Here is a 20,246-nt window from a genome sequence, read left to right on the forward strand (position 1 = left end):
CCGCCGTTCACGCTCGGCGTAGGGGATGGTGTCGATGCTGCGTAGCCTGGCTGAGGTCGTGGGATCGAACCACGTCGTCACCGATCCCGACGTGCTCGCGGGCCGCAGCGTCGACCACACCGGCCGTTATCGGGGGCGGGCCAGTGCGCTGGTGCGCCCGGGCTCGGCCGAGCAGGTCGCCGAGGTGCTGAGGGTCTGCCGGGACGCCGGAGCGCACGTGACCGTGCAGGGTGGCCGCACCTCGCTGGTGGCCGGCACCGTTCCCGAGCACGACGACGTGCTGCTGTCCACCGAGCGGCTGCACGGCATCGAGGACGTCGACACGGTCGAGCGCCGTGTTCACGTCGGCGCGGGCGCGACGCTGGCCGCGGTGCAACGGGCCGCCGGGGCCGCCGGCCTGCTGTTCGGCGTGGACCTGGCCGCCCGCGATTCTGCGACCGTCGGGGGGATGGCGTCGACGAATGCCGGGGGACTGCGCACGGTCCGCTACGGCAACATGGGCGAACAGGTCGTCGGCCTTCAGGTGGCCCTGCCCGACGGCTCGCTGCTGCGCCGCCACAGCGGGGTGCGCCGGGACAACACCGGCTACGACCTGTCGGCGCTGTTCGTCGGAGCCGAGGGCACGCTCGGCGTGATCACCGCGCTGGAGCTGCGGCTGCGCCCCACCCCGGCGCGGCGGGTGACGGCGATCTGCGGGTTCGACGACCTGGCGGCGCTGGTCAATGCCGGCCGGACGTTCCGGGACACCGACGGCATCGCGGCGCTGGAACTGATCGACGGCCGGGCCGCCGCGCTGACCGGCGAGCACCTCGGGGTCGGCTCACCGGTCGACGGCGACTGGCTGCTACTGGTGGAGCTGGCCGCCGACCACGACCAGACCGACCGGCTCGCCGACCTGCTCGACGGTGCACGTATGTCCTCCGAACCTGCGGTCGGCGTGGATGTCGCCGCGCAGCAACGGTTGTGGCAGGTGCGTGAATCACTCGCCGAGGTGCTGGGTGTGTACGGGCCGCCGCTGAAGTTCGACGTCTCCCTGCCGCTGTCGTCGATCGACGAATTCGCCAGGGCGGCGGTCGATTTGGTCGGGGCACACGCGCCGGGGGCGCTGCCCGTGCTGTTCGGCCACATCGGCGAGGGCAACCTGCATCTCAACGTGCTGCGCTGCCCGGTCGAGCGGGAGAACGCACTGTACGGGCCGATGATGGAATTGATCGCGCTTTCCGGCGGCAACGTCAGCTCCGAACACGGCGTCGGCACCCGCAAGCGGCAGTACCTGGGCATGTCACGCGAGCCCGCGGACATCGCGGCGATGCGGACGATCAAAGCCGCGCTGGACCCGACCGGCTACCTCAACGCCGCAGTACTTTTCGGATAATCGGCCTACTGGGCAATGCCGTCGCATGCTTCGGTGCCCGGTGCAGAGGCACTTTCGTGCCCCCCTGTGAGGTACGCAGTACTCATGTCAGCGGTTTCGCGGGCCCATTGTTGCCACGTCAGGCCGTCCGGCCACCACAGATTTACTGCTGCTCGATGCGTCCCAGTGGCGATCACGCTACGAAAGACCACCGTCAAGGCGGTCACTGGTCTCCGGTGGCGAATCTGCTCTCGGTACGGGGCTGCGGCGTCGAGGAACCGCTGCTGCATAACGGTCGCTACGCGTAGGCCCTGCACAGGAGGCTCGGGGCTGTGACCACCAGCCAAGATCGCGGGGATAATGCGGCCGTTTTCTGAAAAGGTCTCGCTCAATGCCGCGACGAACGCCTCGACGACACCGGCGAGCGAGGGCGGTGCGGCATCCAGTGCTTTGGTTACCGCATCCTCGAGGCGTGCCGCTAACTCGTCCTTAACGGCGTCGATGAGTTGCTCTTTGCTGGCGAAACGCCGGTAGACGCCGCCGACAGACACCCCGGCGTGCTCTGCAACCCGCGCGATCGTGAACTCCCCGAGGCCGTCATTGACCAAAACGTGTTGGGCCGAGGCGTACAGCCTTTGCAGCGCCGCACGACTGCGTGCCTGCTGCGGCGGACGCACCCCCGTCTTCACCGGTCCGGGCTCCACGATCTTCTAGCGTACTGCCGGTCGCCGGAGGTAGGCGGTTCGCTCCGCTGACCGGTGTGAGTTTTTGGTGCACGATGCGCCATCGCCGATCCCGAGTCAAATGCGAACATTAGTTCTGCTTATACACCACCATCGAACGTAGTTCAACGCTTCAGGCCGACCAAGGTCTCCAGGGTTGAATCCGAACACCCAGCTAAACAGAAGCTTTCGGTGCGCTGGGACGGTCAAGTCTAGACGTCGATGGCGCCGACGAATTACTATCAGAATCGGAATTCATATTCCATAGAGCCCCGGGTTGAAGAGTCGCGCGCCGCGGTCCCGCGCCGACGTGATCGCTCGCCGGGCCGACTGCGGACAGGGGTTGTGAGGTGCGGGTACTGCGCCGGCAGTGGTTGCCGCTCCTGGTTGTGGTTGTCGTCGTCCTAGGGGTACTTACGATCGGCCGGCTGCACGGTGTCTTCGGGTCGGACACCGAGATCACCCGCGAAGGTTCGGGAATCGCCAACGACACCAAGCCCTTCAACCCCAAGCGGATCACCTACACGGTCTTCGGGCCGATCGGGGCGACGGCAACGATCAATTATCTTGATCTGTCCGCGAATCCGCAGAGCCTGCAACACGCGGCATTGCCGTGGACGCTGACGCTGACCACGGTCACGCCGTCGGCCGTCCCGATCCTCATCGCCCAAGGCGATGCGGAATCGATCGGCTGCCGTATCAGCGTTGACGGAGAAGTCAAAGACGAGAATTCTGGTCAGGGCGTCACGGCGTTCACGTTCTGTCAGGTGAAATCGGCGTGACGCCCAGCCCGACGGCCCCGCATCCGATCGTGCCGAGGGTGATTCGGACGTTCGCGGTGCCGATCCTGCTGGGGTGGATCGCGTTGGCCGTGCTGTTGAGTGTGGCGATCCCATCGCTCGAAGAAGTGGGACAGGCACAGTCGGTTCCCGTCAGCCCGGCGGATGCTCCTGCCGCGCAGGCCCTGAAGCACATCGGACACGTTTTCCAGGAATCCGACTCGGATAGCTCGGCGATGATTGTGTTGGAGGGTGACCAACCGTTAGGAGATGCAGCGCACCGTTACTACGCCGAATTGGTGCGCAAGCTCAGAGCCGACAAAGTCCATGTCGAGCACGTACAGGATTTTTGGGGAGACCCGCTGACGGCCGCTGCGGCTCAAAGCAGCGACGGTAAGGCCACTTACGTGCAGGCCAACCTAGCCGGCGACTTAGGCCAGCCGCTGGCCATCGAGTCCATCGGCGCCGTGCGCCGGACCATCGCCGACCTGGCAGCGCCGGCTGGCGTCCACGTCTATGTCACGGGTGCGACCGCACTGAACGCCGACCAGCACACGGTTGGGGACAAGAGCCTGAAGCTGGTCACGGCGATCACCATGTCGGTGATTCTGGTCAGTTTGTTCGTTGTGTACCGCTCGGCGATCACTGTCGGGTTGGTCCTGGCGATGGTGGTGCTGGAGTTGGTCGCAGCCCGCGGGGTCGTCGCGGCTTTGGGCCATCAACAGTTGATCAGTCTGTCGACGTTCGCGGTGAACATTCTGACCATGCTGGGCATCGCGGCGACCACCGACTACGCCATCTTTGTGCTGGGCCGTTACCACGAAGCCAGGGCGGCGGGAGAAGATCGTGAAACCGCTTATTACACAATGTATCGAGGCACCGCTCATGTCATTCTCGGTTCGGGCCTGACGGTCGCCGGCGCGGTATTTTGCCTGAGCTTCGCGCGGATGCCGTTCTACCATACGGCGGGTGTTCCCATGGCGACGGGCATCCTTGTGGCCGTGCTGGGATCGATGACCCTCGTGCCGGCGGTATTGGTGATCGCAAGCAGATTCGGGTTGATGGAGCCGAAACGCGTGGTGCGAACCCGTGGTTGGCGGCGCATCGGGACTGCCGTAGTCCGTTGGCCCGGACCGATTCTGGCGGCGGCCAGTGCAGTTGCGTTGGTCGGTCTGATCGCCTTGCCCGGCGCCAAGGTCAACTACAACGAGCGTCCGTACATGCCGGAAAGCACCGCTGCCGTTGCGGGTTTCGCTGCTGCGGAGCGCCACTTCTCCCAGGCCCGGATGAACCCGGAAATCATGATGGTCCAAACGGACCAAGACCTTCGAAATTCAGCAGACATGCTCATCATCGAGCACATTGCGCGCAACGTCTTTCACACCCCGGGTATTGCACGGGTGCAGGGCATTACGCGGCCGCTGGGAACCCCGCTTGACCACACGTCCATCCCATATCAGATCGGCATGCAGAGTGTTGGGCAGCAGTTGACGCGCGACTACATGCGGTCCCAAATGGACGCCATGCTGTTCATGGCCGACCAGATGGAGACGATGGTCAGCACCATGGAGGGCATGATCGCGATCATGCACGAGCTCACGGGCGTCACTCACAACATGGTGCAGCAGATGAAGTCGATGGTGGCCGAAATGAACGACTTACGCAGCCACATCTCTGATTTCGACGATTTCTTCCGGCCCGTTCGAAGTTACTTCTATTGGGAGAAGCACTGTTTCGACATCCCGGTGTGCGAATCCTTGCGGTCGGTGTTCGACACGCTGGACGGTGTCGATGTGCTCACCGATGCTATCGGCGAACTGATGCCGCAAATGGAGAAACTCGACTCGCTGATGCCGACGATGCTGAAGCTGATGACACCGATGGTGCCGATGATGAAGTCGATGCACACCATGATGTTGTCCATGCACAGCACCATGGCCGGCATTCAGGACCAGGGCGCTGCCATGCAGAGCAAAGGCAATCCCGAAGGCCAAGCCTTCGATGCGGCCAAGAACGACGACTCGTTCTATCTGCCTCCGGAAGTTTTCAACAATGCCGATTTCAAACGGGGCATGACGATGTTCATATCGCCGGATGGGAAAGCGGTGCGATTCATCATCTCTCATGTCGGGCCGCCAGCTAGCTCTGAGGGCATTACCCACGTCGACGCGATCCGCAACGCCGCCTTCGAGGCCATCAAGGGAACGCCACTGGAAAGCGCCCGCATCTATATCGGCGGCGCCGCCGCCTTTGCGAAGGACGTGAGAAGCGGGAACACCTACGACCTGTTGATTGTCGCCGTGGGCGCATTGATCCTGATCTTCGTTGTGATGCTCGTCCTGACCCGCGCCGTGATCGCCGCCGCGGTCATCGTCGGCACCGTCCTGCTGTCGCTCGCGGCGTCGTTCGGGATGTCAGTGCTGCTATGGCAATACATCGTCGGCATCGAATTGCACTGGGTTGTGATGGCCCTGTCGGTGATCATCCTGCTTGCTGTCGGATCCGACTACAACCTGCTGTTGGTGTCGCGATTCAAAGAAGAAATCCATGCCGGCATCAAGACCGGGATTATCCGGTCCCTGGCCGGAACCGGTGCCGTCGTCACCTCGGCCGGCCTGGTGTTCGCTTTCACCATGATCTCCTTCACCGCCAGCGCCTTGATTACCCTCGCCCAGTTCGGCACCACCGTCGGTATGGGTTTGCTGTTCGACACCCTGGTGGTGCGCTCTTTCCTGACGCCTTCGATCGCCGCGCTCCTGGGCCGCTGGTTCTGGTGGCCGCAACGTGTTCGAAATAGGCCGCCGCGCGCGCAGCCGCGATTAAGCGCCGGTCAGCAGGCCGTCGCTGTGAGCGAACACCTGTGAGAGTTGCGGTAGCGACTCACGCTAAAGACCTGGCTAATCAGTCGCTTTGATGCCGACCGCGTGCCGCAGCTGCGCCAGGAACTGGTCGGCATCGTCGCTGGGGACGATGTAGTGCGAGATCGCGATCCGGATGACGGTCGCCGCCTTCACCGCGGCGTTGGGTCCGGGCAGGTGCCGCTGCAGGCCTTCCCGCATCTGCGGGATGACGCCGGAGAACTGGGCGATGGTGTGCTCCGGCTCGACGTCGACCATGCGGACGCCGGAGTACGAGTGTTGGTACTCGACGATGAAGCGCAACACGGCGTCGAGCTTGTCCACGCCCTTCAGGCCCGCGGTGGCCCGGACCAGGCCGCTCTCGAAGATCTGCCGCTCGTAGCTCGAAAAGGCCGACAGCAGCTCCTCTTTGGACGCGAACCAGCGGTAGAGCGTCGGGCGGGACACCCCGGCCTGGGCGGCGACGTCGGAGAGGCTCAGCTTCGTCTTGCCGTTGCGGCCGAGCACCTCGGCGGTGGCGTCGAGGATGCGCTGCCGCGTCGAGGTGTCAGGCTCTGCGGTCTGGGCCGGCCGGCTCATATCTGCAACTCTACGAAGTGGTGGAACGTCATTTCGCCCCCCGGCCAGGCTTGGGCGGGCGCGGGCGCACCAGGACGGACTGCTGGATGGCCCCGACCGCGCCGTGCTCGTCGAACAATGTGCCGACCGTGGTGCCGATGCCGTCCGGGCCGTAGTTGGTCTCGGCGCGGATGCCGATCCAGTCGCCGTCGGGAACCCGGAACACGTGCACGGCCAGATCGGTGTTGAGGAACGTCCACCGGCTGATGTCCAGCTTGCTGCCGATGCCGTTGGCGCAGTCCGCGACGGCGAACAGGCGCTCCAGCGGCGTCATGCTCTCGCCGGTCACCAGGTCCACGGTCGGATGGATCCACGACTCGCCCGGGCCCTCGCTCAGCGGTTCGGTCAGCCACAGCCAGTCCAGGCTGTGCACGTAGTTTCGGTCCCAGTCGCGCGCCTTCAGGTTGCGGTCGCGCGCCTCGCTGCGCGGCGCGGGCATGTCGGGCGCGGCGTGGGCCACCTCCCGGGTGTCCAGCGTCTGCAACCGCCAGCCGCTGGCGCGCGCGACCGGTCGGGGCTCCCCGTCGGGACCCGGGGCGAGCATCTCGGCGCCGACCAGCTCGATCTGTTTGCCCCCGCGGAGCACCTGCGCGTTGACCCACAGGTCGCCCTCTGCGGGCACCCCGCCCAGCAGGTCGATGACGACGCGGGACAGGCGGGTGTCGGCGCGCTGTTCGCATCGCTCCAAGGCGCGGACCAGCAGCGCGGACACCGGCCCGCCGTGCTGGATCGCGGCCGACCAGGTTCCGCGCACCAGGTCGGTGGCGCGAAACCTTTCCCCCAGCGGGTCGGCGCCGTCGACTAGCTCGTAGTAGGAGTCGGTCATCCTTAACCTCTCGTCAGGGCAGGCCGGCGCCGGGGGTGGTCACCGTGACGGCGTCCAGCCGGGACAGCCGGGTCCCGACCAGGCGCTGGGGGTAGGCGTCCGTGCTGGACAACAAGAACAGCGTCCGGCGCTCGGGGCCGCCGAGCGCGCAGGCGATGGCGACGCGCTCACCCATGTCGATGCGGTCGGTCACGGCGCCGCCCTCGACGATCCGCTCGAATTGGTGGGCCAGCGTCATCGACGCCCACACCGCGCCGTCGGCGTCGAGGGCGATGCCGTCTGGCGGTCCGTCGAGGCCCTCGGCGAACACGCGGCGGTCGGCGAGCCCGCCGTCCTCGTCGATCCTGAACGCGGTCAGCCGTCGGCCGGTCGACTCGGCGACGATCAGGGTCCGGCGGTCCGGCGTGATCACCATGCCGTTGGGGAAGTCGAGGTCTTCGGCGACGACGGCGGCGCTGTCGTCCGGGTCCAGCCGGATGATGCGGCCGCCGCTCATCGCCTGGCAGCCGATGTAGGCGCGGCCCGCATCGTCGATGACCATGTCGCCGAGGCTGGCCGGCGCCAGGTCGGCGAGATCGGCGATGGGATCGACTGTTTCACCGTCGTAGCGCAGCACTTTGCGGTCTTCGGCCGAGACGATCAGCAGCGATCCGTCGGGCCGGAAACCCAGGCCCGACGGCGAGTGCCCAGGCAGCGGCAGGGTGGTCACCGACCCGCCCATGGTCGAGGTGTGCACGGCCTCGCCCAGCATGTCGGAGAACCACAGCAGCCCCTCGAACCAGCGCGGGCCCTCGCCGAAGCAGAAGCTGTTGGCCAGCGGTTCGGGAATCATCCGCGCACCCCCTCTACCGCTTTACAAAACACCGCCAAAGTGTCATGCACCGCGGGTATCGGTGTCAATCTCCTACGAGTTCGCTCACAACCGCGTCACGCGCCGAGCGGCGAGGCCGCGAGCAGTTGGCCTCGCAGCCGCCAATGGCAACGATCTCGGCCACGGCAATGGGTAAGCCTGCCGACGGCGCGAGTGCGGGCGGCGGGCGACACTGCGTTGCTGGCCGTCCGCTGCGAGGCGCTTTACCGTGCTCGACACGCTTGTCGGCAGTCGATACGCTGACGCGATCCCCTGGCCAAGGGAGGTACGGTTGAACGTTCTCAGAGCACTGTGTTGGGTCTTGCTCGTCCTCACACTGTTTGCCGCGGTGGTCATGGCAGTGCGTCCGTCGCTGGCGGCTCAAGCCGGGGCCGTCCAAATGGCCTTTCTCATTCTGTTTGTCGTCGCCCATGCGTGGCTGGGTTACTCCGCCAAAGGCATGGCCGCGTTCGTCGTCATCGCCGGCGTTGTCGCATTCGCCTTGGAAGCAATCGGTGTCGCGACCGGTTTCCCGTTCGGCTCTTACACACATCACCTAGCCGGCCCGAAACCGCTGGGGGTTCCGCCGGTGGCCGTGGCTAGCTGGATCATTTTCGGGTGGCTGGCCTGGGCGCTGGCGCGGGTGATTGTGCGCCCAGATGCCTCCACGGTTGTCGGTGGCGCCGAACGTTTTACGACGCCTGTCGTCGCGACCTTCATCCTCGGCGGCTATGACCTGGTGTACGACCCTATCGGGGCGACGGCGCACGACTGGTACTCCTACCACCACCCGACCGGGGCGCTGGGTGTCCCGTTGACCAACTTCCTGGGCTGGCTCCTCACCGGCTGGTTGATCTTTCAACTCGCCACGCTCGCCGAAACCAGCTTCCCGGCGCGACCCGTCACCCAGAGCCGCAGTTACTGGCTGTTACCGTGCCTGTTCTGGATTTCCACCGCCACCCAGGTATTCGCGGGCCTGATTCATCCGACCGCCGGCGCCGTTGTCCGCGGGGGCAAAACCATCCAGATCGCCGACGTGTACGAATCCGGGGCGTCGGCGGCAATATTCACAATCGTCTGCACCGGAATAATTGCGCTGGTCCGGCTCTACAGCCGATCGCCGGCTCTCGCTGATACCCTTGTCGCACAAAAGAATTCGTGCTAATGAGCGCTTTACATCGACCCGCCGCGCCGCGGCCTTGTTAGCCAAGCTTTACAAATCCTGGTCAAAGTGTCACGCTGAGCCGAAAGCTGCTAGCGCGAGAGGTGGAGCGGGACTTGACCACGGAATCTGAGCAGACTGAGTGGACGGTGCAGGGCCTGCTGGATCTGTTCGACGTGCGGGCCGACGGACAGGACCGGTTCGCCGGTGACACCGGCATCGCCGGCGGCGACGAACGGCAGGTGGTGGAGGGCACCCAGGTGCTCGCCCAGGCGATCGTCGCGGTGGCCAAGCGATTCCCGGACAAGTCCGTGCGCTCGGCGCACGCGGTGTTCTCCCGCGCCGTGACCGTCGGGCAGCCCATCGAGCTCGTCTTGGATGTCGTCGCCGAGGGTCGGTCCACCGCCACCGCCGTGGTCGCCGTGCTGCAGAACGGCCGGCGCTGCCTGAGCATCACGGTGCTGGCCGACGTCCCCACCGGCGACGTCATCCGGCATCACCTGCCGCGCCCCGACGTGACCGGGCCCGCGGGCGCCAACCCCTCGCCCATGCCGATGGTCGGCCGCGAACTGCGCCTGGTCGACGTCGTCGACGTCAACAGCCCCGACGAGGTCGGGCCCCCAGAGCTGTACGCGTGGCTGCATTACGACCCGACCCCGGAGCGGGACGACCTGGCCAAGGCGCTGATCGCCTACTTCACCGGCCACCTGGGCATCTCCACCACGATGCGGGCGCACGCGGGCATCGGCACCGCCCAGGCCCACCTGACCGTGTCCACCGCGCCGATGAGCATCTCCGTGGCGTTCCACGAACCGGTGCGCTGGGACGGCTGGCTGCTCTACACCCACGAGAGCACCCAGGTCGGCGCGGGAATGTCATATGTGCGCGGCACGGTGCATTCCGAGGAGGGCGCGCTGTTGTGCTCCTTCGCCCAAGAGGCGCTGATCAGGCCGCTGCGCACCAGCGACACGGGCATCGACTCCCGCGCACGGTTCTAGCGGCTGGTCGCGGTCATGCGTTTCGCCATCACCCACCCGATGCACAGCCACCCGTACAACCCGGAGTTGGTGAGCGGTGACGGCATCGGCAAGGTGGCCGCCGCCACCGAAGCGGCCGGCATTCACGGGTTCGGCTTCACCGATCACCCGGCGCCGTCGCAGCGCTGGCTGGAGGCCGGCGGGCATGACGCGTTGGATCCCTTTGTCGCGCTGGGCTTCGCGGCCGCCACGACGAGCACGCTGCGGCTGATCCCCAACATCGTGGTGCTGCCGTATCGAAATCCGTTCGTGGTGGCCAAGTCTGGAGCCACGCTGGATCTGCTGTCCGGCGGGCGGTTCACGCTCGCGGTCGGTGTCGGCTACCTCAAGCGGGAGTTCGCCGCACTCGGCGTCAGCTTCGACGAGCGGGCCGAGCTGTTCGAGGAAGCGTTGCAGGTGATCCGGGCGGTCTGGACCGGCGACGACATCACGTACGAGGGAAAGCATTTCAGCGCCCGCGGGATCACCGCGCACCCCCGGCCCGTCAGCGACCCGCACCCGCCGATCTGGATCGGCGGCAACACGTCGTCGGCGCGGCAGCGCGTGGCGCAATACGGTGACGGTTGGTGCCCCTTCCCGGCGCCTCCCCAACTTGCCCAGACGGCGGGCACCGCCGTCATCGACTCGGCGGAACGCCTGCGCGAGGGCATCGACGACCTGCGGCGCCGCTGCGATGCCGCGGGCCGGGACTGGTCGGCGATCGACATCACCTTCACCAACTTCGAGGGCGGCAGCATCACCGACGACGACTTCAACGCCGGCGCCTACCTCGACGGTTTGGAAAAGCTGGCCAAGCTTGGCGTGACGTGGGTCAGCGTCCACCTGCCGGGCGACAGCATCGCCCACGCGCTCGAGACGCTCGACCGCTTCCGCGCACTGGTGATCGACGCGGCCTGATGGACTTCTCCCGCGTCGAACTCTCCCCCGAGGACCAGGCCTTCCGCGACGAGACCCGGGCGTTCATCGCGAAGCACGTCACGGACGAGGTGCTGCACCGCCAGCTGGAGCTCGGCGAAAACTTCGACGAGCAAGTGCATTTGGCCTTGGGCGAGGCCGGCTACCTGGAATCGGATTGGAAGCTGGAGTCCGAGGGCGGGTTCAGCCCGGTCCGTCGGCGCGTCTTCCAGCTCGAGATCGCCCGGGCCCATACGCCGTGGTATCACTGGGGCACCACATCCGTGGTCGCGCGGCTAGTGCGCCAATTCGGTGCGCCGGAACTCGCCGAGCAGGTCGTGCCCGGCGTGCTGTCCGGCGAGATCCGGCTTTGCCTGGGCTACACCGAGCCCGAAGGCGGCTCCGACGTCGCCACCTGCAAGACACGCGCCGTGCGCGACGGCGACGGGTGGATCATTAATGGCTCCAAGATGTTCACGTCGAACGCGCAGAACGCCCGGTACGTCTTCCTGCTCACCAACACCGACCCGCAGGGGCGCAAACACCGGAACCTCACCATGTTCCTGGTGCCGCTGGACTCGCCCGGGATCGAGATCCAGGGCATCCGCACCCTGGACGGCGACCGCACCAACATCGTTTACTACAGCGACGTCCGCGTCGACGACCGTTACCGCATCGGCGAGGTGAACGGCGGGTGGACGGTGATGCGCGCGGCGCTGGACTCCGAGCACGGCATCGTGGACCCGGAAGACCATGGCCTGCAATACATTGCCGCGATGTCGGCGCACGGCGACCTGATGGCCGAAGTCGTCGACACCGTCGCGGCTGCCGCCGCCCAACCCGGGCCCGGCGACCGGCGGCCGCTGGACGACGACTCGGTGAAATACCGGCTCGGGCGCGCCGCCGCGCGGATGGAGGCGGCGCTCTCCGCGCCCGGGATGTTCGGACGGGTCGCGATCGCGCAGACGATGCGCGACATCACGCCGGACCTGATGGACATCCTGGGGACGGCGTCGGCGTTGCCCACCGAAGTCGCGGGCTCGGCCACCGACGGTGCGGCAGAACATCTTTACCGGCTGGCGCTGCCGCTGGGGATCTATGGCGGCACCCTGGAAGTCTTCCGTAACATGATTGCCCAGCACGAGCTCAAGCTGGGACGCCCCAGTTACGGTGGATAGCTCAAACGCCCTTCGCTAACCACACTTTCGCGGCCCAGATTCGCGGGTGTGCCAGGTCGCCGATTCCCGCGTCCCGCGTTACTTTGTCACGGGTACCGGTCGCAGAGAGGTGGGCCCGCAGTGGTTGTCCTCGTGGCCCTCGGCTCGTTCATCACCACGCTGCTGGGCGGTTATGCGGCGCTGCGGATCGGGTCCTACCGCTTCCTGGTGCTCGGCCTCGCCGGCGGATTGATGCTGGGTGCGGTGGCATTCGACCTGCTGCCGGAAGCGCTGAGCCAGCGATCGTGGAGCCTGGTCGGTGTGCCCGCTCCTCTCGTGGCGTTCGTGGTCGGCTTTCTGGTCCTCCACGTCGTCGAACACACGGTGGGCATCCATCGCGGACAGGGATCGGGTGATGCCGCGAATGTGGACGCGCCGGGCGTCGGCATATTGGCGGCGTCGGGGCTGATCGGCCACAGCGTCATGGACGGTTTCGCGATCGGGGCCGCGTTCCAGGCGGGGGCCGGTGCGGGCGCCGTGGTGGCGGTCGCGGTGATCGGCCACGACTTCGCGGACGGTTTCAACACCTACACCGTCAGTTCGCTCTACGGGAATGACCGCCGCAGGGCGCTGGCCCTGTTGGCCGCCGACGCCGTCGCGCCGCTGGCCGGTGCGGCGCTCACGTTGGCGGTGACGATTCCCCACCGCCTGCTCGAGGTGTACCTCGGGTTCTTCGCCGGTTTCCTGATGTATCTGGCGGGCGCTGACATCCTGCCGAGGGCGCACGCCGGCCGCCGCACTCCGGTGACCCTGGCATGCACCATCGGCGGGGTGCTGTTCATGCTCGCCATCGTCGAGCTGGCGAGCTGAGCCGGATGCACGCCAAAGGCGTTCGAATTCAATCGATTTCGAGAATTACCGGCCCAGGGCACCGCCTCGGTGACGATCGCCGTTGTGTCAGACTTCGACGGGAGTCGTACGCGCGTTGATGAGAGTGGGTCGACAGCGCGTTGTAACGTAATGGACTATCGCGACGGCTGGAGGCGGGCGGCGAGTACTGAGACTCCGCTACCCGTCAAATGCCGTAGCGCCCAGGGGCGGCCGGCCAGCACCGACGCAAGGTGGTCGGCTTCGCCGGTGACCGTGGGTCCATCACTCGGGCGTGACCATGTGGCGTCGGTGGCGACCAGGTTCAGGCCTCGGGCGCGAGCAGAGGCCGGGACGAACGGGTTCGGGATTCCCACCTCGGTGTCGAGAACGGCTGCGAGTGTCGCTGCCGGAATCGAGGGGTCTGCGCCGAGCGCGTAGGTGATGTCCAGTTGGTGGATGACGTGATCACCGAGGAGCAGTCGGCGAGGGAAGACACGGCCGATGCCTCGCGCCTGCCGCGTCAATGCCGCAAGGTCGTCGACCAGGGCGTGTGGGTCCCGTCGTGCTGCCAACGCGCGGGCCATGGAGGAGTTAGTGCGGTCGAACGAACCGCGGTGTCCCAGCATTGCGGCGGCGATCGACGGCAGCGTGGCGGAGTAGCCAACGACGAGGTGGGCCAGGACTTCGTGGTTGCTCCACTCCGTGCACAGGCTGGGCTGCGCCCACTGATCTCGGGTGAGGGTACCGAGAAATGCGACGAGCCGGGCGTCGTTGTCCTGCAGGGCATCAGCCGCCTTGGACATGCAAGCGCTCCAGCAAGAATCGGGTTTGGTCGGCGAGCAGCTCCGCTAGGAGCGGCGGGTGATAGATCTGGAAGTGGTCCCCGTCGTAGTGCCGGACGACGCCATACGGCGCGCGGTGTCCCACGTCGGCGGCGTGGCGGGGGTTCATCAGGGTCTCTCGGTCGGAGACGCATACCAGCAGAGGGGCCGCGATCTTGTGGGCGCCGCGTTTGGCACTGGTCATGCCGATGCCGATGACGTCGGCAGCGGCGATGCGGTTGTCGAAAGTGGCGCCAGCGGGAACCGTGGAGTACCAGCCGTCCAGAGCGCCGGGGCTGGTGACGGCGGCGAGACTGCCCGGCTCGGCGACGATCGGGACATATCTCGGTGCGGCGCCCCGCATCCGGCGAAGGACGTCGTCGAGAATCGCCGGTGTCGCGCGGACGGCGGCGCGCGAGCCGCTGCGTGTCAGTGTTGCCGGTCCATGGACGATCGGGCACTGCACGACCACCGCGGCGAGATCGCGTCGGGCTGCGGCCTCCCGCAGCACATGCATCGCACCAAGGCTGGTGCCCCACAACCCGATTCGGCGCGAGTCGATACCGTCGTGGCAATGCAGATAGTCCAGCGCAGCTCCGACGTCCTGTTGGTGTCGCCGCATGCTGAAGCGCTGCCGTGGCGAACCGTCCGACGCGCCGGTGTGCCGGTAGTCGAAGGCGAGCGTCGCCACGCCGGCGTCCGCGAAATGCTGCTCGTATTGCGACAGCACCATGTCGTGCGTCGCGCCGAGGCCGTGGCAGAGTACGACCCCCGGATGGGGCCCGGCGCCGCGCGGCAATGTCAGCCAGCCTGCGCACCGAGCGCCGCGCGAGGTGAATGACACCGCGTTGGTGGTGATGGGAGTGCTCATGAGAATACCTTCGTTCTATACGTACGATGTACGTATAGAACTACGTTAGGTACGCTGTACGTGTCAAGTGGCGTCTAGTAAGGAGGTGGGCTATCCGGGCCCGATTCACCGTCTCTGAAGTGCGCGCCCACGCAATGGGAATCGTCGATCGCGACGGGCTGGGCGCGCTGAACATGCGCTCGCTGGCAACCGCCCTGGGCACCGGACCGATGACGCTCTACAACTACGTCAGAGACCGAGAGGAACTCGAAGCTCTAGTCGCCGAGGCGGTGCTGGCCGACGTGAAACTACCTGCGCCATCCGAGGATTGGCTTGCTGACGTGAAGTCCATCGCGATCGCGGTGTGGGAATCGATGCGCCGTCACCGTAACGCCGTCCCGCTGGTCTTGACCCGCCGCACCTTCTCGAACGAGGGCTTCGGGCCCGCAGAACAGCTCGTCGCCGCACTGGGCCGGGGCGGACTTACCGACCACGATCTGTTGGCCGCCTTTCGCGGGGTACTGAGCCTGATCATGGGTGCCGCTCAAGTGGAGTTGGCCGGGCCGGTGGCGGCGGGCGTCCCGGAGCAGGCCAACATCGATGCCGCCGGCCGCATCGGACGCCTGGCGGGCGACGACCACCCCCACCTGGCGGCACTGGCGTCCACCAGTCAACAGTCGTCGATGGCGGCGGACTTCAACCGCGCCCTCGACATGCTGCTAACCGGCATCCAGGCTCGCGCACACGCACCTCGGTCGAAGCGGAACAGTCGGCGCAACCCACAGCGTTGAGCGCCCAACTTGCGCCTGGCGCGCAACGTCTAGCTAAGGCGGCCGACCGGCAGCTCCGCGATCACGTCGGCGCGGTCGGCGTCGAAGCTGAAAAACCCTTTGATGAGCAGGCTTTCGGGCAGCGGATCGGGGTAGCTCCACGCGACATCCTCGACGTCGCCCGTCGACCAGTAGGTGGCGGACCCCTTGTAATTGCAGTAGCTCGATGTCTGTGAGCGGCGCAGCAGGTCGGTTCGCACGTGCGCCGGATCGACGTAGAGCCGGGGCTCGAGCGAGGTCTCGAACAGGATCACCGTGTCGTCGGTGTCCACCAGCACCGTGCCGGCGACCGAAACCCGCAGGCGGCGCTTGGTGGGGCGGCAGTCGACGCGGTGATAGGGGTTGGGCGGGTAGTGGACCAGTTCGCGCCCCTCTTCCAGCCAGGTGTCGACGGCGTCCCAGGGCACGTGCACGAAGCCCGGTGCCTCCGGCTCGGCTTCGGTGGGTAGGTCGCCGACCTCCTCGGCGCGGAAGACATAGCTGAGCGGGCGGCCCCGCCGGTGCACCAGCAGCGCCCCTTCGGTGTCGATCACCAGGCGCCCATCCCGAACCGCTTGGACGCGGCGCGGATGAGGCTCGACGAAGACGACGTCGCCGGGCAGCGGGGGCGCAAATCGCCCGGCCGGATCGCTGCTCAGCGGACCACGTCCGGCAACCAGGCTCATGGTCTCCTCCCATCGTGGGCAACTTCCCCCGAACGTCACGCTAGCGTGGCACTCGCAATGCAGCGTTGCTGTGGCGTGACGTTCAACTGGCAGAGAGTGGGAGCGCCCATGGCGGGACCAATGGAGGGCGTCAAGGTCGTCGAGCTCGGGGTCTGGGTGGCCGGGCCGGCCGCCGGTGGCATCCTGGCCGACTGGGGCGCCGACGTCATCAAGATCGAACCGCCGAGCGGCGATCCCGGGCGTCTGTTCGGCCGGATGCTGGGCTGCGACCTCGGCGTCAATCCGCCGTTCGAAATGGACAACCGCTCCAAGCGCAGCGTCGTGTTGAACCTCGCGGAGGAGGCGGGCCGCGGCACCGCGTTCGAATTGCTCGCCGACGCCGACGTTTTCGTCACCAATGTGCGACCCGGCGCGTTGCGACGCCTGGGATTGGACTTCGACTCGGTGGCTGCCCACAACTCCCGCCTGGTCTACGGCCTGATCACCGGCTACGGCGAAACCGGTCCCGACGCCGACCGCGCCGCCTACGACGTCGCCGCGTTCTGGTCGCGCGCCGGCGTGGCGCACCTGCTCACCCGCCCCGGCGACACGCCGCCGTTCCAGCGCGGCGGCATGGGGGATCACTCGGCCGGCATGACCCTGGCCGCGGGGATCTGCGCGGCGCTGGTGGCCCGGCAGCGCACCGGAACCGGCCAGCTGGTCACCACGTCGCTGTACCGCCAGGGCGCCTACACCGTCAGCTTCGACCTGAACACGTATCTGCTGACCGGCCAACCGATCGCTATCGGGCAGCGCGAATCCATGGGCAACCCCTGCATGAACAACTACGCCACCGCCGACGGGCGGCGGTTCTGGATCGTCGGGCTCGACGGTGACCGGCACTGGCCCCCGCTGTGTCGCGCCGTCGGCCATCCGGAGTGGCTGGACGACCCCCGCTTCGCCGACGCCTACGCGCGCTTCGTCAACGCGGCGGCGCTGATCGCCGAACTGGACGCCGTCTTTGCCACCCGGACCCTCGACGAATGGGCGCAGACCTTCGCCACCGAACCCGATTTCTTCTGGTCACCGGTGAACAGCCTCGAGGACGTCGTCGCCGACGAGCAGTTCCACGCGGCGGGCGGCATCGTCGACGTGCCCGACGGGGAAGCCGGCGTCGCAATGGTGGCCACGCCGGCCGATTTCCACGGGACACCCTGGGCGCCGCGTTCCGCGGCACCGGAACTGGGGCAGCACACCGAGGAAGTGCTGGCCGAACTCAAGGCACGCCGCGGCTCGTGACCACCGGTCGCACCTTTACAAAATTCCTCCCAAGTGTCACGCTGTCCGATGAGCCGCGCGAGGCGGCCCCCAGCCCAGGACAAGCGTTGCGGTGAGCGCCAAAGCCCGGTTGCGGTGCGGCGGTGAGGAATGGATTGAATGGTCACGTCCACGCTCGACATCAGCCATGGCGGCCGGGTCAAGGCCGCCCGAGCCAGCCGCGCGGACCGCGATTGTCTGCGATACCGGCTCGACGTCGTCGCGGCGAGCGCCCTCGACGTCGTCCAATCGGCCGGCGGGTGGCTCTATGACCGGGCGATGGCCGGTTGGCAGGTAACCGTGCTCCTGCCGGACGGCAGCGACGCCCGGTCGCTGCGCATCCTCGGCGTGCAGGCGCTGGACGTGGAGGAATACTTCGCCACCGTGGGCCCGGGCGCGACGAGGGAGAGCCTGGCCGTCAGCGCCGAGGCGTTTGCGGCGGACGCGCGGGTACGCGACCAGGTGCTCGAGTCGCTGGACGACCGGATGACCGAAGTCGCGTTGTGGGGTCAAGCGCCGGCCGGATGGCCACTGCGGGTGGATCGCGGGGTGGCCCGTGCGCAGTACGCGCTCAGCGCGGCGGCGCGCAGGTTCAAGGGCCACGCGCTGGCGGCGGCCGGAATCGATTGCTCCACAGTCTATTCCACCGAGACGCTACTCTGCGACTTGGCAACCTGCGGGCGCGGCGACTCGGGGCTGGTCCGGCTCGACTGATGAAGAAGTACTTTCGCCACACGCTGCTCTATTTGCATGAGACGGTGTCGCTCGGCGCCGGGCGTAGCGACCACCTTACCGAGGTCTTCTGCGACACCTACCGGCCGATGATGGACGAGCTGGGCGCGCGGCTGTTCGCGATCTGGGAGACCACGCCCTACAACGGGCACTGGCCACAGGTGACGATCATCTGGGAGATCGACGGGTTCGCCGACTACGCACGAATCGGGGCCGCCCAGTCACGCGGCGGCAGCCACGAGTCCGCGGCGGGTAAATGGTCGGCCTTCCTGGCCGACATCGGCGCCGCGGGTGAGGGCCGAATCATGTACCCAGGCCCCAGCAACAAGACCCTCGCGCAATTGCGCGAGGCCAATTTCGCTGCGCCGCTGGTGATTCAGGAGATCATGCAAACCAAGCCGGGGCGTCAAGACGATTACATCCGCGAACTCGAGCGCCTCTACGTCCCATGGTCGGAACGTACCGGCAAGCGCTGGCTCGGTTCGTTCACCACGACCTTCCGCTACAACGAGGTCATCCACTACTGGGCGTTGGACGGCGGCTGGGAATGCTTCGCCAACCACTACCCCTCGTGGAAAGACAGCCCGCCCGCCGAGATCGTCACCTGGATGAGCGTGGCGCCCGCCCTGCGCGACGGCTGGGAGGACTCGATCCTGCAGGCGCTACCGCCCTCACCGCTGCAGTGACGGGCCAGCCAGCGGCCCTGGACTCCACAGACTTCGCCTACGACCCCTTCGACGCGCGGGTGATGGCGAATCCGCTGCCGTACTACCGGATCCTGCGCGACGACCATCCCGTCTACTACATGCCGCAATGGGACACCTACGCGCTGTCCCGTTTCGAGGACATCTGGCAGGTGCTGGAGGTCAACGACGGCACCTTCGTCGCGTCCGAGGGCACCCTGCCGGCGGCGTCCGTCCTGGCCAAGCACAACACCGGCCCGGTCGACGACCCGCCGCTGCACCCGCTGCCGTTCCACGCGGTGTTCGACACGGACCTGTACGCGGAGATCCGCCGCGCGCATTCGGCGCCGCTGCGCCCCAGATCGGTCGCGGGCTGGGAGGCGCGGATCCGGCGGCTGGCCAACGAGCGGCTCGACGAGCTGTTGCCGCGCGGTTCGTTCGACCTGACCCAGGACTACGGCGGCATCGTCGTGGCATCCGTCGTGTGCGAACTGCTCGGCATCTCAACCGATCTCGCGCCACGGGTGCTGGCCGCGGTCAACGCGGGCAGCCTCGCCGAGCCCGGTGTCGGGGTGGACACCGCCGAAGCGCGGCCAAACTATTTCGAATACCTGTTGCCCGCGGTGCAACGCCGCCGCGCCGACCGGTCGGGTGAGCCGCTGGCGGTCGTCGACGGCCTGCTCGGCTACCGCCTGCCCGACGGCAGCCCGCTCGACGACGTCGAAGTCGCCACCCAGATGCTCTGCATCTTCATCGGCGGCACCGAGACGGTGCCCAAGATCGTCGCCCATGGGCTGTGGGAGCTCATGCAGCGGCCCGACCAGCTGGCCGCGGTGCGCGCCGACCCCGAGAACACCGTGCCCGTTGCGCGCGAGGAGATGATCCGGTTCTGCGCGCCGGCGCAATGGTTCGCCAGAACCGCGCGGAAACCCTTCACCATTCACGGCGAGACCGTCCGGCCCGGGCAGCGCGTCATCACGCTGCTCGCCTCGGCCAACCGCGACGAACGGGAATACCCCGAACCCGACGAGTTCATCTGGGATCGGCCCATCCGCCGCTCGTTGGCCTTCGGTCGCGGCCAACACTTCTGCATCGGATACCACCTCGCCCGGCTGGAAGTCGCTGTGCTGCTGCAGGAATGGCTACGCCGGGTGCCCGAGTTCATGATCCGGGCCGAAGCCGCCAGGCGGTTGCCGTCCAGTTTCCAGTGGGGTTGGAACAACATCCCGGTGGAGGTCTGAC

General features: G+C 67.0%; 20 protein-coding genes. 13 read left to right on the top strand and 7 right to left on the bottom strand.

Going from position 1 to position 20,246, the window contains the following annotated elements:
* Positions 1–34 precede the first annotated feature (34 nt).
* On the top strand, positions 35–1,375 hold the full coding sequence (locus BRW65_RS20665) for an FAD-binding oxidoreductase (protein WP_073877859.1): 1,341 nt from the start codon (positions 35–37) through the stop codon (positions 1,373–1,375).
* A gap of 5 nt (positions 1,376–1,380) precedes the next feature.
* Here the strand turns inward: BRW65_RS20665 and BRW65_RS20670 are convergent, their stop codons facing one another.
* Entirely contained in the window at positions 1,381–2,058 is a 678-nt protein-coding gene (locus BRW65_RS20670) for a TetR/AcrR family transcriptional regulator (RefSeq protein WP_167374074.1), read from the bottom strand.
* Positions 2,059–2,426: 368 nt separating this feature from the next.
* Between BRW65_RS20670 and BRW65_RS20675 the strand changes: the two genes are divergently transcribed.
* On the top strand, positions 2,427–2,858 hold the full coding sequence (locus BRW65_RS20675) for an MmpS family transport accessory protein (protein ID WP_073877745.1): 432 nt from the start codon (positions 2,427–2,429) through the stop codon (positions 2,856–2,858).
* Positions 2,855–5,719 carry an RND family transporter gene (locus BRW65_RS20680; RefSeq protein WP_244168146.1) on the top strand — a complete coding sequence of 955 codons (2,865 nt, stop codon included), beginning with the start codon at positions 2,855–2,857 and terminating at the stop codon, positions 5,717–5,719. The genes BRW65_RS20675 and BRW65_RS20680 overlap by 4 nt, the downstream gene beginning before the upstream one ends.
* A gap of 33 nt (positions 5,720–5,752) precedes the next feature.
* On the opposite strand, the gene BRW65_RS20685 is transcribed toward BRW65_RS20680, so the two are convergent.
* Genes BRW65_RS20685 through BRW65_RS20695 form a run of 3 tightly spaced genes read right to left on the bottom strand, consistent with a single transcriptional unit; the run spans position 5,753 to position 7,989 of the window.
* Positions 5,753–6,292 (bottom strand): TetR/AcrR family transcriptional regulator, encoded by a 540-nt coding sequence (locus tag BRW65_RS20685; protein ID WP_073877749.1) that lies wholly within the window; start codon positions 6,290–6,292, stop codon positions 5,753–5,755.
* 28 nt (positions 6,293–6,320) lie between these two features.
* Positions 6,321–7,157: a thioesterase family protein gene (locus BRW65_RS20690; RefSeq protein ID WP_073877751.1), complete on the bottom strand. Its 837-nt coding sequence runs from the start codon at positions 7,155–7,157 to the stop codon at positions 6,321–6,323.
* Positions 7,158–7,170: 13 nt separating this feature from the next.
* Positions 7,171–7,989: an SMP-30/gluconolactonase/LRE family protein gene (locus BRW65_RS20695; protein WP_073877753.1), complete on the bottom strand. Its 819-nt coding sequence runs from the start codon at positions 7,987–7,989 to the stop codon at positions 7,171–7,173.
* Positions 7,990–8,299: 310 nt separating this feature from the next.
* Between BRW65_RS20695 and BRW65_RS20700 the strand changes: the two genes are divergently transcribed.
* The 5 genes from BRW65_RS20700 (at position 8,300) to BRW65_RS20720 (ending at position 13,127) form a co-directional block, all read left to right on the top strand.
* Positions 8,300–9,172: a carotenoid biosynthesis protein gene (locus tag BRW65_RS20700; RefSeq protein ID WP_244168147.1), complete on the top strand. Its 873-nt coding sequence runs from the start codon at positions 8,300–8,302 to the stop codon at positions 9,170–9,172.
* 113 nt (positions 9,173–9,285) lie between these two features.
* Positions 9,286–10,167: an acyl-CoA thioesterase gene (locus BRW65_RS20705; protein WP_073877863.1), complete on the top strand. Its 882-nt coding sequence runs from the start codon at positions 9,286–9,288 to the stop codon at positions 10,165–10,167.
* Positions 10,168–10,182: 15 nt separating this feature from the next.
* Positions 10,183–11,103 (top strand): LLM class F420-dependent oxidoreductase, encoded by a 921-nt coding sequence (locus tag BRW65_RS20710; RefSeq protein ID WP_073877757.1) that lies wholly within the window; start codon positions 10,183–10,185, stop codon positions 11,101–11,103.
* Positions 11,103–12,278 (top strand): acyl-CoA dehydrogenase family protein, encoded by a 1,176-nt coding sequence (locus tag BRW65_RS20715; protein WP_073877759.1) that lies wholly within the window; start codon positions 11,103–11,105, stop codon positions 12,276–12,278. Before BRW65_RS20710 ends, BRW65_RS20715 begins: the two co-directional genes overlap by 1 nt.
* Positions 12,279–12,398: 120 nt before the next feature.
* Positions 12,399–13,127 carry a ZIP family metal transporter gene (locus BRW65_RS20720; RefSeq protein WP_073877761.1) on the top strand — a complete coding sequence of 243 codons (729 nt, stop codon included), beginning with the start codon at positions 12,399–12,401 and terminating at the stop codon, positions 13,125–13,127.
* A gap of 155 nt (positions 13,128–13,282) precedes the next feature.
* Here the strand turns inward: BRW65_RS20720 and BRW65_RS20725 are convergent, their stop codons facing one another.
* A complete protein-coding gene (locus BRW65_RS20725; RefSeq protein WP_073877763.1) occupies positions 13,283–13,930 on the bottom strand; it encodes a maleylpyruvate isomerase family mycothiol-dependent enzyme in 648 nt (215 codons plus the stop codon).
* Entirely contained in the window at positions 13,914–14,819 is a 906-nt protein-coding gene (locus tag BRW65_RS20730) for an alpha/beta hydrolase (RefSeq protein WP_073877765.1), read from the bottom strand. The genes BRW65_RS20725 and BRW65_RS20730 overlap by 17 nt, the downstream gene beginning before the upstream one ends.
* A 119-nt stretch (positions 14,820–14,938) precedes the next feature.
* On the opposite strand from BRW65_RS20730, the gene BRW65_RS20735 reads away from it, so the two are divergent.
* A complete protein-coding gene (locus BRW65_RS20735) occupies positions 14,939–15,589 on the top strand; it encodes a TetR/AcrR family transcriptional regulator C-terminal domain-containing protein (protein WP_347876634.1) in 651 nt (216 codons plus the stop codon).
* Positions 15,590–15,618: 29 nt separating this feature from the next.
* On the opposite strand, the gene BRW65_RS20740 is transcribed toward BRW65_RS20735, so the two are convergent.
* A complete protein-coding gene (locus tag BRW65_RS20740) occupies positions 15,619–16,293 on the bottom strand; it encodes a DUF427 domain-containing protein (RefSeq protein ID WP_073877769.1) in 675 nt (224 codons plus the stop codon).
* A gap of 108 nt (positions 16,294–16,401) precedes the next feature.
* On the opposite strand from BRW65_RS20740, the gene BRW65_RS20745 reads away from it, so the two are divergent.
* From BRW65_RS20745 to BRW65_RS20760, 4 genes are all read left to right on the top strand, one after another.
* Complete coding sequence (locus tag BRW65_RS20745) at positions 16,402–17,571, top strand: CaiB/BaiF CoA transferase family protein (RefSeq protein WP_073877771.1); 1,170 nt, start codon at positions 16,402–16,404, stop codon at positions 17,569–17,571.
* Positions 17,572–17,709: 138 nt separating this feature from the next.
* Positions 17,710–18,303: a hypothetical protein gene (locus BRW65_RS20750; protein ID WP_073877773.1), complete on the top strand. Its 594-nt coding sequence runs from the start codon at positions 17,710–17,712 to the stop codon at positions 18,301–18,303.
* Positions 18,303–19,007, top strand: coding sequence for an NIPSNAP family protein (locus tag BRW65_RS20755; RefSeq protein WP_073877775.1), 705 nt, complete (start codon positions 18,303–18,305; stop codon positions 19,005–19,007). The genes BRW65_RS20750 and BRW65_RS20755 overlap by 1 nt, the downstream gene beginning before the upstream one ends.
* A gap of 62 nt (positions 19,008–19,069) precedes the next feature.
* Positions 19,070–20,245: a cytochrome P450 gene (locus BRW65_RS20760; RefSeq protein ID WP_073877871.1), complete on the top strand. Its 1,176-nt coding sequence runs from the start codon at positions 19,070–19,072 to the stop codon at positions 20,243–20,245.
* Position 20,246: the final 1 nt, after the last annotated feature.

The sequence above is a fragment of the Mycobacterium paraffinicum genome (genome assembly GCF_001907675.1).
Taxonomy (GTDB): Bacteria; Actinomycetota; Actinomycetes; order Mycobacteriales; family Mycobacteriaceae; genus Mycobacterium; species Mycobacterium paraffinicum_A.

Bases quoted from the DNA above. Each gene is read 5' to 3' on its own strand.
- BRW65_RS20665 (WP_073877859.1), top strand. From the start codon at position 35: ATGCTGCGTAGCCTGGCTGAGGTCGTGGGATCGAACCACGTCGTCACC.
- BRW65_RS20685 (WP_073877749.1), bottom strand. From the start codon at position 6,292: ATGAGCCGGCCGGCCCAGACCGCAGAGCCTGACACCTCGACGCGGCAG.
- BRW65_RS20690 (WP_073877751.1), bottom strand. From the start codon at position 7,157: ATGACCGACTCCTACTACGAGCTAGTCGACGGCGCCGACCCGCTGGGG.
- BRW65_RS20695 (WP_073877753.1), bottom strand. From the start codon at position 7,989: ATGATTCCCGAACCGCTGGCCAACAGCTTCTGCTTCGGCGAGGGCCCG.
- BRW65_RS20710 (WP_073877757.1), top strand. From the start codon at position 10,183: ATGCGTTTCGCCATCACCCACCCGATGCACAGCCACCCGTACAACCCG.
- BRW65_RS20715 (WP_073877759.1), top strand. From the start codon at position 11,103: ATGGACTTCTCCCGCGTCGAACTCTCCCCCGAGGACCAGGCCTTCCGC.
- BRW65_RS20725 (WP_073877763.1), bottom strand. From the start codon at position 13,930: ATGTCCAAGGCGGCTGATGCCCTGCAGGACAACGACGCCCGGCTCGTC.
- BRW65_RS20730 (WP_073877765.1), bottom strand. From the start codon at position 14,819: ATGAGCACTCCCATCACCACCAACGCGGTGTCATTCACCTCGCGCGGC.
- BRW65_RS20740 (WP_073877769.1), bottom strand. From the start codon at position 16,293: ATGAGCCTGGTTGCCGGACGTGGTCCGCTGAGCAGCGATCCGGCCGGG.
- BRW65_RS20745 (WP_073877771.1), top strand. From the start codon at position 16,402: ATGGCGGGACCAATGGAGGGCGTCAAGGTCGTCGAGCTCGGGGTCTGG.
- BRW65_RS20750 (WP_073877773.1), top strand. From the start codon at position 17,710: ATGGTCACGTCCACGCTCGACATCAGCCATGGCGGCCGGGTCAAGGCC.
- BRW65_RS20755 (WP_073877775.1), top strand. From the start codon at position 18,303: ATGAAGAAGTACTTTCGCCACACGCTGCTCTATTTGCATGAGACGGTG.
- BRW65_RS20760 (WP_073877871.1), top strand. From the start codon at position 19,070: ATGGCGAATCCGCTGCCGTACTACCGGATCCTGCGCGACGACCATCCC.